8 protein-coding genes and 1 pseudogene are annotated in these 14,586 nt (G+C 74.9%); 4 read left to right on the top strand and 5 right to left on the bottom strand.

All coding sequences use genetic code 11. The features are described 5' to 3' along the window. Positions 1–14: 14 nt before the first annotated feature. The 5 genes and pseudogenes from ABZT12_RS35060 to ABZT12_RS35080 form a co-directional block, all read right to left on the bottom strand. Positions 15–830 (bottom strand): oxidoreductase, encoded by an 816-nt coding sequence (locus tag ABZT12_RS35060; protein ID WP_356392499.1) that lies wholly within the window; start codon positions 828–830, stop codon positions 15–17. A gap of 111 nt (positions 831–941) precedes the next feature. Beyond that, a pseudogene (locus ABZT12_RS35065) lies at positions 942–1,126 on the bottom strand (hypothetical protein); the annotation flags it as partial. 28 nt (positions 1,127–1,154) lie between these two features. After that, positions 1,155–4,574 carry a BTAD domain-containing putative transcriptional regulator gene (locus ABZT12_RS35070; RefSeq protein ID WP_356392502.1) on the bottom strand — a complete coding sequence of 1,140 codons (3,420 nt, stop codon included), beginning with the start codon at positions 4,572–4,574 and terminating at the stop codon, positions 1,155–1,157. A 75-nt stretch (positions 4,575–4,649) separates the two neighbouring features. After that, positions 4,650–5,084 (bottom strand): hypothetical protein, encoded by a 435-nt coding sequence (locus tag ABZT12_RS35075; RefSeq protein WP_356392504.1) that lies wholly within the window; start codon positions 5,082–5,084, stop codon positions 4,650–4,652. A 71-nt stretch (positions 5,085–5,155) separates the two neighbouring features. Next, positions 5,156–5,566 (bottom strand): hypothetical protein, encoded by a 411-nt coding sequence (locus tag ABZT12_RS35080; protein WP_356392505.1) that lies wholly within the window; start codon positions 5,564–5,566, stop codon positions 5,156–5,158. Between the two features lie 467 nt (positions 5,567–6,033). On the opposite strand from ABZT12_RS35080, the gene ABZT12_RS35085 reads away from it, so the two are divergent. The 4 genes from ABZT12_RS35085 to ABZT12_RS35100 are packed head-to-tail and all read left to right on the top strand — an operon-like array spanning position 6,034 to position 14,472. Next, positions 6,034–9,327 carry a BTAD domain-containing putative transcriptional regulator gene (locus ABZT12_RS35085; RefSeq protein ID WP_356392509.1) on the top strand — a complete coding sequence of 1,098 codons (3,294 nt, stop codon included), beginning with the start codon at positions 6,034–6,036 and terminating at the stop codon, positions 9,325–9,327. Further along, the gene (locus ABZT12_RS35090; RefSeq protein WP_356392512.1) at positions 9,324–10,727 is read left to right on the top strand and encodes a ricin-type beta-trefoil lectin domain protein; all 1,404 of its coding nucleotides are present in this window, start codon (positions 9,324–9,326) and stop codon (positions 10,725–10,727) included. Before ABZT12_RS35085 ends, ABZT12_RS35090 begins: the two co-directional genes overlap by 4 nt. Before the next feature lie 10 nt (positions 10,728–10,737). Next, the gene (locus ABZT12_RS35095; protein ID WP_356392515.1) at positions 10,738–13,146 is read left to right on the top strand and encodes a BTAD domain-containing putative transcriptional regulator; all 2,409 of its coding nucleotides are present in this window, start codon (positions 10,738–10,740) and stop codon (positions 13,144–13,146) included. Between the two features lie 51 nt (positions 13,147–13,197). Next, positions 13,198–14,472: a S8 family serine peptidase gene (locus ABZT12_RS35100; protein ID WP_356392518.1), complete on the top strand. Its 1,275-nt coding sequence runs from the start codon at positions 13,198–13,200 to the stop codon at positions 14,470–14,472. The last annotated feature ends 114 nt before the right edge of the window (positions 14,473–14,586 follow it).

Here is a 14,586-nt window from a genome sequence, read left to right on the forward strand (position 1 = left end):
CCTCGTACTCGCCGTCAGCCGGGCATCCGGTTGAATCTGCGGATCTGCTTGTCGAAGATCCCGGCGGGGACGAGGCGTCGCGCGGTGGTGATGCGTGAGGCGAGCGGTCCGGCGGTGTAGCGCAGCTTCGGCTTCGTGGTGGTGGCTGCCGTGACGACCTCCTTGGCGACAAGGGCGGGGTCGTCACCGGCCTCCATCGCCGCGGCGACCACCTCGTCGAATACACGCCGCCGCTCCGCGTACAGCGGCAGCGGCGTGTCGGGCTGCGCGGCATTGGCGTCGAAGGCGGTCCGGGTGTATCCGGGCTCGACGAGCAGGACGCGGACGCCGTGCTCACGGACCTCGTGGTCCAGGGACTCGGAGTAGCCCTCGACGGCGTGCTTCGCCGCGACGTAAAGGGACATGTAGGGCTGCGGAATGACGCCGAGGACGGAGGAGAGGTTGATGATGCGGCCGCGACCCTGGGCGCGCATGTGCGGCAGGACGGCCTTGGTCATGCGGACGAGACCGAAGAAGTTGAGGTCGAAGAGGCTCTGGGCCTGGGCGACGGAGTTCTCCTCGGCTGCACCGGCCGAGCCGAGTCCGGCGTTGTTGACGAGGACGTCGATCCGACCGAACCGTTCGATCACTTCGCGGACGGCGGCGGTGACGGATGCGTCGCTGGTCACGTCGAGATCGAGGAAGGTCACACCGGCGGGCGGGGTGAGTCCCGAGGTGTTCCGCCCGGTTCCGATCACCGTGAACCCGGCTGTGACGAACGCGGAAGCGGTTGCCTTGCCGATCCCCGACGATGCCCCCGTCACGAGTATCACAGGCCGATCTGTCGTCATCACAGGCTCCCTGCATCATTGAATTACGATCGTTTACCTTACGGTCGTAAGCCTATGGTGGGACGGGATGGATGGCAAGGGGAGGCTCCGGCGATCGCCGGAGCCTCCGATTCAGATGGTGTCCTGCATGGTCGGTTCGAGGTGCCGTCTGTTGCAGCAGAGGGCGGCCGCCCAGCCGAGGAAGGCCAGGTAGTTGCCTGGTTCCGCTCGTAGCGGTGGTTGAGTCGGCGGTAGCCGGTCAGCCAGGACATGGTGCGGTCGATGACCCGCCTTCGCCGGCCGAGCCGTTCGCTGGAGCGATGGAGGCACGGGCCGGACGTCGCCTCACGGGGTGAACGTCCGGCGCCGGGCTCCCGCGGGCGGCAGTGTCGCGGCGGCCTGGCGGGCGGTGTGCACGTGGTGTGCCGAGCGCCAGGCACGGGCGACCTGTTCGGCGCGGGTGTAGGAGTCGGCCGCGGCCTGTTCCTCGTCGACCAGGCGGTACAGGTCGGCCAGGGCGTGAGCGAGGGGGCGACTCGCGTAGGCGCCGCCGGCGGCACCGCCGAACTGGTCCTTAAGGGGCAGGAGATGGGTGATCAGCATGGCCGCCGCGCCGGTGTCGTTCAGCAGGACGGCCAGTTCGCCGCGGTAGTCGAGTTCGAGCCCGTAGAGGTGGTCGGTCACCGGTCGCTCGGGGAACGACACGGCTCTCGCCTCGTCCGTCCGGCCGAGACGTGCCAGGACGAGCGCGTGGAGTACGGCGACGGGGGCGCCGACGGCCGAGTGGATCTCCCTGACGTCGTGCTCGATCTCGGCTGTCCTGCCCTGCGTGAGCCGGATGGTCATCAGGCCCATGGTGCGCAGGTCGGCGGCCCGGTGGGCCCCGATACGCCGCAACAGGACGTCCGCCTCGACGTACGCCGTCTCCGCCTCGGTGTACCGGCCCTCGACGGTGGCCAGCATGGCGAGGGTGAGGGTGTTGATGCCCTGGGCCCACAGCAGCCGGTAGCGGTGCGCGAGACGCAGGCCGTCGGTGGTGTGCCGGCGTACCCGGTCGGGGTCGTTGCGCGCGGCCGCGGTCAGGGTGTCCAGGTGCTCGCAGACCCAGCGGTAGGCGGGGAGGTCGTGGGCCAGGGCGAGTTGACGGAGTTCGGCGACGAGCGGCTCCCGCGCGGTGTGCTGTCCCTCATGCGGCGTGAGCCTCGCCGATGTCATCAGCGCGGAGGCCAGCAGACGCGGTTCCCCGCCGTCGCGGGCCAGGGCCAGCTGGGCGTGTGCCACGTCCCGGGCCCGTGGCGCGTCCTCGGCCGCGACGGCGTCCACGAGCACCTGGAGTACCCGGGTGCGTGTCGGATCGTCGAGGGACCGGTCCTGGGCCAGCTGCTCCAGGCGGGCCAGCGCGGTGCGGTCGAAGAAGCCTTCCAGTCTGCTGCGCCACAACGAGGGTTCGGTCCACGCGCCGTAGACCGCCGCGACCAGATCGTCCCGGTTGGCCAGTACGGCGAGGTCGACGGCTTGCTGCCGGGTCCGTCGGGCGGCGTCGGATGCTCCGGCCCGCACCTGTGCGCCCAGCAGCCGTATCAGGAGGTTGACCGTGGCCTCACGGTGCCCGTCGGAGTCGGACGCGATGGTGGCGTGTGCCTCCAGGGCCTGCTGGATCAGCCCTACGGCCAGGTCGTGGGCGTACCGCCGTTCCGCCATCTCCGCCGCCCGCAGCGCGTAGTCGAGGGCCAGTGCCGCGGTGTCGCCGCGGCCGGCCCGTGCGAAGTGGTGGGCCAGGGCGGGCAGATCGGCGGGGCGGTGGCTGCGCAGCTGCCGGGCGACCCGGTCGTGCAGGCGGGAACGCCGCACGACGGGGACGTCCTTGTAGACGGTGTCACGTACCAGCGCGTGCACGAAGCGGACGCGTCCCGGTGCGGGTTCGGTGAGCAGATCCGCGGCCAGAGCGGCCTCCAGCCCGTGCAGGAGGCTGTCCTCCTCCAGGTCCGTCGTGTGCGTCAGCAGGGAGATGTCGGCTTCGAGTCCCACCACAGCCGTGAGCTGGAGGGCGGAGCGGGCGTCGGCCGGCAGCAGGGCCAGGCGTCTGCGCAGCACGTCGCGCACGCCCTGCGGGACTTCGGAGACGGCGACCAGGGCCCCTTCACTGGTCAGGAGGCGTGCGCTTTCCAGGACGTAGAACGGATTGCCGCCGGTGCGGTCGGTGAGGGCTGTCACCGTGACGGGATCGACCGGCTCGCCGCAGACCGTCTCGACCAGGGTCGCGACATCCGCGGTGGGCAGGCCGCCGAGCGCGATGCGGTGCGGAGCGCTCGGTGCGAGATGGGCGAGGGTCTTGCCGAGGAGATCACCGGTCTCGGCGGGCCGATAGCTGGCGGCGGTGAACACGGGCAGGCCGGTGACCGAGGCCGCGGCCTCGAACAGGGCGAGCGTCTCGGCGTCGGCGCGGTGCAGGTCTTCGAGGAAGATGGCGAGCGGCCGCCGGCCGGCCGCCTCCCGGAGCCAGGCCGCGAAGGCACGGTGCATGCGGAAGCGGCCGACGGTCGCGGCGTCGCCGGTCGGGGCGGTTCCGGCGTCGGACTCGCTCAACAGCGCGGCCAGCTCCGCGGGTTGGGCCGGAGGGAACGTGCGCGCGAGTGTTTCGAGGGCCTCCACCCAGGCCCAGGCGGGCGGCGCTCCCTCGTACTCGGGGCATCGGCCGATCAGCACGAACCACCCCTCCGTTCGCAGGCGTTCGGCGAACCTCTCCAGCAGCGCCGACTTCCCCGCGCCCGCCTCGCCGGTGACCAGCGCGGTGCGGCCCGACTGCCGGGCGGCCGTCGCGGCGGCGCCGAGCGCGCGCAGTTCGTCGTCCCGGCCGACGAACGGCAGGCGGGCGGAGCCGGCCGGTTCGGGGACCGGAGCGCTGTCACCCAGGAGGTCGGCCGGGGCGGCAGGAGCGCCCGTGGTTCCGGGTGTGAGCGCCACGGTGGTGCCGGGGACGGCAGTCGTGGTGAGGAGCGGTACGTGCGCGGGCAGGACGTCCAGACGGTGGGTCAGCACGGCCTCTTCGAGTTCCGTGAGGGCGGGCCCCGGTTCGCAGCCGAGTTCGTCCCGCACCACCTTCGCGGCACGGCGCAGTGCGGCCAGGGCGTCGGCCTGCCGGCCGCACGCCCAGTGAGCCAGCGCGAGCAGCCGCCACCCTTCCTCCCGTAACGGGTTCTCCCGCACCAGGTCCTCGGCGGCGAGCGCCGCCTCGTTGGCACGGCCCTCGCGCAGATCGACCGCGGCGGTCAACTCCCGTGCCTGGACGTGCAGTTCGGTCAGCCGGGCCACTTCCGGCGCCGCCCACGGCTCGTCCGCGTGCTCCAGGAACGGAGGTCCCTGCCAGGAGCGGAGCGCGTCGGCCAGCAGTTCGCGGGACCGGCCCGGCGGGGCCCCTCTGGCCTCGCCGACCTGGGACTCGAAACGCCAGGCGTCCACGGAGTCGGGGGGCAGTCGGAGGACGTATCCGGGGGCGGAGGTCGCCAGGACGGTCGAGGGCGCCCGGCTGGGGCGGCGGGGTTCGAGCAGGCGGCGCAGGTTCGACACGTAGGCGTGGAGGGACGAGCTGGCCTTGGCCGGGGGGAGTCCGTGCCACACGGCGTCCACCATCTGGTCTGCGCTCACCACTGTGCCGCGGGCCGTGATCAGCAGGGCGAGGACGGCGCGCTGCCGAGGGGTTCCCAGTTCGACGGGTCTGCCCTCGACTTCGGCACCCATGGAACCCAGGACTCGTATGCGCAGCACGCACGCGAATTTACCCGAGCGGCAGCCCCGCCCGGTCCACGCGTGCACCGTCCCGGCCGCGGGCCGCCGTCAGGGTCACCCGCCGTCGAGCCCCCGGTAGACCCCGTCGTGGCCGACGCCTTCCACGTAGTCGCCGAAGTCCGTGTTGGCCAGGGACAGATTGGCGTCGATCTCCGCGAGTGACGAGACCACGGCCCGGAACACCTCTCCCGGGCCCTCATCGTCCAGGTCGAGCACGAGGAGTGTGCGGTCGCGGGCCGCGAGACAGGCCGCGAAGGTGCCGGAGTCCGCCACCGCGAGGTACGGGTACTCGGCCTGGTCGGGCACGAGCGAGCGGAGCTGCGCCGCGGTCATGCCTTCATGGCGCGGATCGTCCACGGTACGCACGTCCACCAGCAGGCCTTCGGGAGCGTAAGAGCCGAGGTGGGCGCGGAGTTGATCCCAGGCCGGCTCGTCGGTGAAGTCGGTCCGTATCACTACGGCACCGGTGCCCTCCGGAAGCTTGTACACGGAAGCCCTCTCGTTCGGTTCTGTCGGTACGGCGGTCGGTGCGTTCGAGGTGTGGTGCTCTCAAATCCGCTTCAGAACCCGCGGAACACGCCGTCCTCGTCCGCGGCGTCGGTGAAGTCGGCCCAATCCATGTTGGCCCACGTGATGTTGTTCTCGATGGACCACAACTCCGCCGCGATCACGCGTAGTTCGTCATGCCGTCCGGTGCCCGTACGGATGACGAGAAGAGGCTTCTCGGGCGCGGCGAGCGCGGTGTCGTCGGCGAGCACCACCAGCTTCGTCCCCGACGGCGTGAGGCTCGCCATCCGCTGGGCCGACAACCCCCGGTAGGCGAGGTCGTCGACGATGTCGAGGTTCGCCAGGAAGTCCTCCTCGGTGGGTGTGGCGACCTCGGTGAGCAGGGCCTGCCACGACTGCTCGTCGGAGAAGCAGGTGCGGACCAGGGGAGTCGCGTGCGCGTGGGACGACAGAGGCTTGGACATGGCTGTGATCCTCAGGACGGGGAACGGCGTGGACGAGCCGCGCGAAGGTGCGTGCCGGCTCGATTCCGGTGTCGACGACCACTACGACCGTGAGCACCCGCCGTGACACTGTTCGGCACCCCCTGCGCCGCGTACCCCTCGACACGGACGCCGCCGTGGCCGAAGCCTGTGGCCACGGAGCGGCGCCGAAGGTGTCGCTGGGCCCGAGGAGCATAGGCAGGACTCTGTGCGTACGAAGTGACCGCGGCGCCAGGCCCGGCACGCCGACATCTTGGCACCGTCTTGGCGCGTGTGCCGGGCCGCGGCCGGCCGTGGCCCGCCGCCGGGCCGCGAGGAGCGCTGTCGGTCGCGGTACGCGAGCGGTGAGGCCCGTGACACGGCATCCGGCCCACGCCCCGTGCCAAGTCGCCTCCAAGCGACTCGCCCCAGCGTTGGGATCGCAAGTGAACTCAGGGTGCGGGGCGATCGTGGACGACGTCGGTACCGGAACGGGGAAGGCCAAGCACATGCCGACGGGTGTCACCAAGGACAGCGCGACCGCACCCGAGCGGGGCAAGCTGTGGTTCTCGGTTCTCGGGCCCGTCCGCGCCTCCCGCGACGGAACCGCCCTGGAACTCGGGCCGCCCCAACAGCGCGCGCTGCTCGCCCTGTTGCTGGCCCGCCCCGGGCAGCCGCTGGAGGTCGAGCAGATCGTCGACGCCCTGTGGGGCGAGGAACCGCCGGTCAGCGCCCTCACCCTGGTCTACCGGCACATCGGCCTGCTGCGCCGCACCCTGGAACCCGACCTCCCCGCGCGGGCCCCCGGCGGCTGGCTCCTGCGCGGAGCCGGCGGCTACCGCATCGAGGCCGACGCGGACTCCCTCGACCTGCTGCGCTTCCGCCAACTTGCCCAGGAGGCACGGCGGGTACGGGACGACGGCGCCACCCGGCGGAGCGTGGCCAGGTACGTCGAGGCACTGGCCCTCTGGACCGGCCACCCGCTCGACGGCCTGCCGCCGTTCATGCACACCGCCCCCGCCTTCAAGGCGCTGGACCGGGAGCACCACGCCGTGGTCAAGGAGGCCGCCGACGCCGCCCTGCGGTGCGGTCTCGCGGGCGAACTGCTCGGCCCGCTCCGCCGCTGCGCCGCCGAACGGCCCCTCGACGAGCCGCTCCACGCCCGCCTGCTGTACGCCCTGATGGCCACCGACCGGGTCCAGGAGGCGCTGCGGACCTACCGCGCGGTGAAGGCCAGGCTCGCCGACGAACTGGGCATCGGACCGGGCCAGGAACTGCGGGCCGCCGCCCGGCACGTGCTCGGGCCTCCCGCCGTCGTGCCGGCGTCCGCCGCCGCCGGCCCCGGCCCGTCGTCCACCGTCCCGCGCCCGACCGGCAGCCCGTCGGACGCCTCCTCCGTACCCGCCCAACTCCCGCCGGGACTACCGGTGTTCGTCGGCCGGAAGCGGGAACTGGCGCTCCTGGCGGGGCCGGGTGCCGCGGACGGACCCGCGGCGGTGATCGTCATCAGCGGGCCGCCCGGCATGGGCAAGACCGCACTGGCGGGCCGCTGGGCCCACCGCGCGGCACCCGGCTTCCCCGACGGCCAGCTCCACGCGAACCTGCGCGGCCACACCCCCGGCGCGCCCCCGGCCGACCCCGCGGTCATCCTGAGCGGGTTCCTGCGCGCCCTGGGTCTGCCACCGGAACGGATACCCGGGGACGAGCGACCTCGGCGCTATCAGGAGGCGCTGGCCGGCCGCCGGGTCCTGGTCTTCCTCGACGACGCCCGCGACGCCGCGCAGATACAGGAGCTCCTCCCCGACGCCCCGGGCTGCCTCGCGGTCGTCACCAGCCGGAGCCCGCTCCGCGAGCTCGCGGGCGGCGGGCGGGACAGCCGCTTCCTCGACCTGGCCCCCTTCGACGCCGACGAGGCCCGCGACTGTCTCGCCGCCCGGCTCGGCGGCGAGAGGGTGGCCGCCGAGGAGGACGCCGTCCGCGCGCTCACCGTGCTGACCGGGGGACTGCCCCTGGCCCTGGCGGCCACCGCGGCCCGCGCCTCCGCGGGACCGGCCTACCCCCTCGCCGCGCTCGCCGAGGAGATCCGCTCGGCGAGCGGGGGACTGGACGCCGTACCCGAGGTACGGGCGGCCCTCGACGCCTCCCGCCGCACACTCACCACGGCCGCGGCCCGCGTCTTCCGGCTCCTCGCCGCCTGCCCGGGCACGGCGATCTCCACGGCCGCTGCCGCCAGTGCCGCCGCGCTGCCCCTGGAAGGGGTCCGGCACCCGCTGGGCGAACTCGTCCGCGCGGGACTGCTCACCGAACGGCTCGGCGACCGGTACCACCGGCCGCAGCTCGTCACGGCGTACGCGCACGAACTGGCCCGCCCCGACGAGCACGAGACCGCCGCCACGCCACCCGGCCCCGCCGGGGACGGGGAGTTGGACGCCGGTGGCGGGGAACCGCGGGCGCCACGGGACGACGTCCAGCCCGACGCCGAGGCGTCACGGCTGGCCCTGCGGCGGGTGCTCGACCACCACCTGCACACGGCCCGCAACGCCCTCGCCCACATCTCCCCGCACCGGATCGTGCCCCCGCCGCCGCCCGCCCTGCCTGGAGTCACCACGATCGAGCACGGCAGCGCCGCCCAGGCCCTCGCCTGGTGCGGCGCCGAGATCCGCGGCCTGGCCGGCCTGGTGAGCCTGGCCTCCCGCCACGGATTCCACGACCACGCCTGGCGGCTCGCCCTGCTGATCGAACTCCTCCTCGACCAGCAAGGCCTCCGCTACGACGCCGTCGAGCCCCGGCGGGCCGCCCTCGACTCGGCCCGGCGCCTCTGCGACCCGGCAGCGCTCGCCCACGCCTACGCTTCCTTCGGCGAACTCACCGGACGCCTGGGCCGTACCAAGGAGGCCCACGCCCGTCTGCGCCGGGCCCACGAACTCTTCGGCGAACTGGGCGACTTGGCCGGCCAGGGCGACGTGCACCGGCGGCTCAGCCGGCTGTACGAGGCGCGGGGCCGCCTCGACGAGGCCCTCGGCCATACCGAGCGGGCCGTGGAGCGGCACCGGGGCGCCGGTGACCGGGTGGGCGCGTCAGGCGCGCTCCTCGCGCTCGCCAGGATCCACCTCCTGCTCGGTCGGCACCGCGACGCGTTCGCCGTGACCCGCCAGGCCCTCCAAGCCCTGGACGGCCTCACCGAGCCGCATGCCGAGGCCGCGGTCAGCGGCGCGCTCGGGCGCTGGCACGACGCGGTCGGCAACCACCGCCGCGCGCTCCTCGCCCACCAGCGGGCCCTGAAGCTGTACCGGGCGGCCGGGGACGGGTACCAGGAGTTCCGCTGTCTGGTCCGCATCGGCGAGGCGCACCGCGCCGCCGCCGACCCGGGGCCCGCCCGTACCGCCTGGGCTCGTGCCCTCGCCGTCCGCGACACCCTGGATCACGAGACCCCCGAGGTGCGGGAGGCCACCGCCCTGCTCCGGAGCAGGCTCCGAGACCTGTCCCCGCCGGACGACACCGGCGCGGACCCCCGGCGCGCCCGTCCCTGCGACTGGTGTCGGACGCCTCCACGTGACGGGCGCGAATCTGGCCGGAAAACGGCGTTCCGTACGTTCCGGCGGGGTCAGTTTCCTGTCACTGGACCGACCTACGCTGACCCGGAGGGGGACGGTCCCCACCGCCGCCCGGCGGACGGTCGTGGCGCCGCGCCAGGGCGCGGCACGGGTATGAGCACAGCCCATCACATGCTTGATCCAGGTTTGATCCAGGGGAGTGGACTATGACGCGCGGGGGAACACCACGCCCCAGGGACGCGAGGGCGTCCTCGTCCGGCGGCCTCGCGGTGGCGGCGGCGGAATCGCCGGAGACGGACCACGTCGCGGAGCGGGGATCCACGCAGGCCGCCGCGGCCATCGCGCGGGGCCGCGACGAGACCCGGTCCGCCGGTCCTGCCGCCGACGCCGACGCCGGACGGACCGTCCCCGCGGAACCGGCCACCGGCCCCGCCGAGGAGACCCCGGCCGGAGAGGCCCCGGCCGTGCCCGCCGTCACCGCGTCGACCCTTGTCACGTCGGCGGCCGTGCCCACCGTGACCGCCGCGGGCGGGTCCCTGCGCCCCACCGCCGACGAGGACACCGACGCCGAGACCCTTGACGGCGGAGCACCGGATGCCGGAGCAGCGGGCGCCGCCGGGCCGGACGCGGCCGAGGGCTCCTCCGAGGGGCGTTCCGAGGGCCGCTCCGAGGTCCCCGGCGGCACCGCCGAGGGCACTGCCGCCGGTGCCGCCCAGACGGTGGCGCTCGTCTCGGACACCGGCCGGGACGGCGACGACGGTGACACCGCGAACGGTGGCCGCCGTATCTCCCGCGAGTCGGTCATCGGCGTCTCCCTGCTGGCCCTGCTCGTGGCGGGAAGCTCCTTCCTGCTGGTCGGCTCCGGAGGCGACTCGTCCGCGTCCAGTACCGTCCGGTCCGCGCGCGGCGGCTTCTCGCAGGACGGCGAGGACGGACCCGGCGGTGTCCCGGGCGCCGCCGCCTCCACCGCTTCCACCGCTCACTCCGCCCGGCCGACCACCGGCACCCGGCCGGGCACCGGCACCGGCACCGGCGCCGCGCCGCGGAGCGCCGCGAACGGGACCGGGTCCACGACCGGTGCCGGCTCCCACCACAGCGCATCCGGCTCGGCCACGGGCAAGACCGCCGCGGGTGCCGCGGCGGCGGCAGCGGCGGACGACGGCCCTCCGGCGAAGTCGGCCTCGACACCGTCCCCGGGACAGGCCGCCGTGGCCCCGTCCGTGCAGTCGGCGGGCACCCTCGTCAGCTCGGCCTCCGGCCGCTGTGCGGACGTCACCGACGGCACCGCCAGCGCCGGTACGCCCCTCCAGATCTGGGACTGCACCGGCGCCAAGTGGCAGCACTGGTCCTTCTATTCGGACGGTACGGTGCGTTCGCTCGGCCTGTGCATGGAGGTCGCCTCGGCCTCCGTGAGCGACGGCGCCGCGATCCGGCTCGCGCACTGCGACGCCGGCTCGGGCCAGCGGTTCCGGCTCAACTCCGCGGGAGACCTGGTCAACGTCGGAGCCGACAAGTGCGTGGACGTCAAGGACCAGCAGAGCGACAACGGCGCCCGGCTCCAGCTCTGGACGTGCACCGGGGCGCAGAACCAGAAGTGGTACCTCGGGTGAGGACGGTGCCGTGGCAGAGCCGGTGAGGGGTCAGGACCCCACGGCGCCGTCGTTCTCCGTGCTGGGGCCGATGCGTGCCTGGCGCGACGGCACCGAGCTGGATCTCGGCCCCCCGCAGCAGCGCGCCACCCTGGCGGTGCTGCTGGTCCGAGTGAAACGGACCGTCCCGGTCGGCGAGATCGCCGACGTGCTGTGGGGCCAGGGCCGGCCGGTGAGCGCGACGAACGTGATCCACCGTCACATCGGCATGCTCCGCCGGGTCCTGGAGCCGGAGCTGCCCAACCGCACCGAGGGACAGCGGCTGGTCCGGGTCAGCGGCGGCTACCGGCTGCGCGTCGGCGCGGACGACGTCGACCTGTCCCGCTTCCGCCGACTGCGCGAGGAGGCCCAGGAGGCCACTCGGGCGGGGGACGCGGCGGAGGCCGTGGCGCGGTTCAACGACGCCTTCGCGCTGTGGCGGGGGCCGGTCGCCGCCGGAGTCCCGGCCGTCGCGCGCGCCCACCGCATCTTCACCGCCCTCGACGACGAGTACGTGGCGGCAGTCCGCGAAGCCGCGGACACCGCCCTGCGCGACGGCCTGGCGGACCGCGTCCTCCCGGCGATCGAACGCTGCGCCGCCCGCCACCCCCTCGACGAGGGGGTCCACGCGAAACTGGCGTTGGCGCTCGCCGCCACCGGCCACCAGGCCGAAGCCCTCGACGTGTGCCACCGCGCCCGGACCCGGCTCGCCGAGGAACTGGGCGTCACCCCGGGCACGGAACTGCGCGCCGCACACGAGCGGGTGCTGGGCGGCGACCTGAACGGCCCCCCGGGCGCCGTCCGGCCGAAACACCCGCAACACCCGAAACATCCGCAGCACTCGCAGCACTCGCAGCACTCGCAGCACCCGGAGTCATCAAGGCACCCGCAGTGCTCAGAGCACCCAAAGCACTCGGAGCACCCGGAGTCACCGATGTACCCGGAGCACCCGCGGCACTCGGAACCCGCGCGGCACCCGGAGCGGCGCTCCGAGCACCCCGAGCACCCCGAGGCGCCCGCACAACACCGGCGGGCCGCTCCGGTGCCGAGCGGCGGACACAGGCCCGCGCCGGCGGCACCTCCGCCCGCCCCCGCACCGGGCCGCACCGGCGAGCCGTGGCCCGCGGCGGGGCCGTCGGCCGTCCTGCCCGAGGACGACACCACGCCCCGCCCGGAGGGTCCCGGCGGCGGACATGACGAGGGGCGTCGCCTGCTCACGTTCGGCGGGGACGCGCCCGCGCCCCCGCACACCTTCGTCGGGCGCCGTACCGAGACGGCGAGGCTGCTCGCCGAGGTCGCGGGTGAGGCCGCCCGGCCCGGGGACGAGACCGTGCGACTCGCCGCCGTCTGCGGGCCGGCCGGGTCCGGCAAGACCGCCCTCGCGGCCGAGACCGCCCGCCGCCTCGCCGACCGGTTCCCCGACGGGCTGATCCGCGTCGCCCTGCGCGGCTACGACCCGTCTGCCGCGCCGGTCGCGCCGGTCGAGGCGATCCGCACTCTCCTCACGGCACTGGACGTCCCCCGCGACCGGCTGCCCACCGACCCGGACGACGTGGACGCGTACACCGCCCTGTGGCGCAGTGTGCTCTCCCGACGACGCTTCCTGCTGCTGCTCGACGATGCCCGCGACACCGCGCAGATCCGGCCGCTGCTGCCCGCCACGCCCGGCTGCGCGGTCCTGGTGACCAGCCGCGACCAGCTCTCCGGCCTGGTCGCCGCGGAGGGCGCCCATCGCGTCGTCCTGGGCACGCTCACCCCCGAGGAGTCCCGGGAACTCCTGGCGACCCGCCTCGGTCCCGACCGGCTCGCCGCCGACCCCGAGCGGACCGAACGGCTCGTGGAGCACTGCGCCGGACTGCCGCTCGCCCTCCACCTGGCCGCCGGACGGCTCACGGACACCCCGGGTGAACCGGCGGCGTCGCCCGTACCGTCCGGCGTTCTCGGGGAGAGCGACCGGGCCACCGTACGGCGGAGTCTGTACGGCTCGTACCGGACGCTCGACCCCGACGCCGCCCGGCTGTTCCGGCTGCTCGCGCTGCACCCGGAGCCCGAGACGGGCGTCGCCGAGGCCGCCGCGCTGGCCGGCACGGGTCCCCGGCGGGCCCGCGCCCTGCTGTCCGCGCTCACCGGAGTGCACCTGCTGGACGAGCGCGCGCCCGGCCGCTTCGCCCTGCGGCCCCTGGAGCGCTCGTACGCCCATGAACTGGTCCACGCGACCGACGGCCCGCCGGCCCGCGCCGCCGCCGTGCGCCGCCTGCTCGGCCACCTCGTCCGCCACGCGCTCCCGGACGACGAGCCGTGGACCGCGTGGCCACAAGGTGACGGATCCGCCGGCGCACCGGCCTGGCTGCCGGGCACCGGCCGCATCCTCGCCGTGGAGCCGGAGATGTTCTCGCTCTGACCGGCTCGCCCCGACCGGCGGCCGCCCCACCACCGAAGGACTGGACCGCACATGCCCCACTCCCGGCCGTCGCGCAGGGCGGCCCGGCCCGCCCCGTCCCCCCGCCGCACCCGGCAGGCCGTCCCCGCCGGGCTGTGCGCCCTCGCGCTCACCGTCTGCCCCGCGCCGGTCGCGCTGGCCGACGACGCGTCACCGGCCCCGGCCGCGACCGGCCCGACCGTACGACTGCCCGTCATCCCCGGCTCCCTGGGCACCGGTGCCGCCTGTACCCGGGCGTCGCCGACCACGATGACGGTCGTCCCGTGGACGCACGCCGCGCTCGGACTGTCCGGTGCCCGGAGCTACTCCCGGGGCGCGGGAGTCACCGTCGCCGTCGTCGACACGGGCGTCGCACCCGCAACCCACGGACTCAAGGGCCGGGTCGAGGCGGTGGGCGACGCCGCCGAGGACTGTGTCGGACACGGCAGCTTCGTCGCCGGACTCATCGCCGCGGAGTACGACGGCACCGGCACCGACTTCGGCGGAATGGCCCCCGACGCCCGCGTTCTCGCCGTCCGCGGCACCGACGCCCGTGGTCTGGCCGACGCCGCGAGCGTCGCCGCCGGCATCCGCGCGGCGGCCCACGCCCGAGCCGGGATCGTCGCGGTGCCGCTGGCGCTGTCCCGGGGCAGCAAGGCGCTGAGCGCGGCGGTCCGTTACGCCGTCGCCCGCGACTGCCTGGTGGTCGCCGCGGCCGTGCCCGACGCCACGGGGGACACCACCGGCGCGTCCGGCGCCACGACGCGCGCCGTCCCGGCCGCGCGCTACTGGCCCGCGTCGGAGCAGGGCGTGCTGTCCGTCCTGGACTTCGGCCCCTCCGGCAGCCGCCCCGACGGGGCGCCCGAGCCGGTCCGGGCCGACCTGGCCGCGCCGGGCGACAAGGTCGTCGGCACCGGCCCGCGCGGCTCCGGCGACTTCACCGGCACCGGCGCCTCCTTCGCCACCGCCCACGTGGCCGGGGCCGCCGCGCTCGTCCGGTCGCGGTACCCGGACCTGAGTGCCGAGGAGACCGCGCGCCGGCTGACCGGCACCGCGTACCCGGCCGACGTGCCGCGCCTGGACACCTACGCCTCCCTCACCGTCGTACCGCACGACGGAGGAACCGCCGCGTCGCGCCGGGCGCCGGGGGAGCGGGTGGTGCTGTCGCTGCCCGCCGACGACCCGGGTCCGCGCGGGATCGCCGTCGCTGTGGGCTCGGTGTGCCTGCTGGCGCTCCTGACGGCGGCGGCCGTGCGGGGCGTGCTCCGCGCCCGGCGTGGCCGCCGCGACGGTGTCGCGGAGGGCTGACCGCGTCCCGGCGGAGGAAGCCCTCGGGTGGGGTGACCGGGGCGGGGGAACCGTCGACCGCGGAGGGGCCCGGCCTGGGGCGCCGGTACAGCGGGAAGAGTTCGGCGGCGCTGG

This window comes from Streptomyces sp. NPDC005423 (assembly GCF_040606415.1).
Classification (GTDB): Bacteria; Actinomycetota; Actinomycetes; order Streptomycetales; family Streptomycetaceae; genus Streptomyces.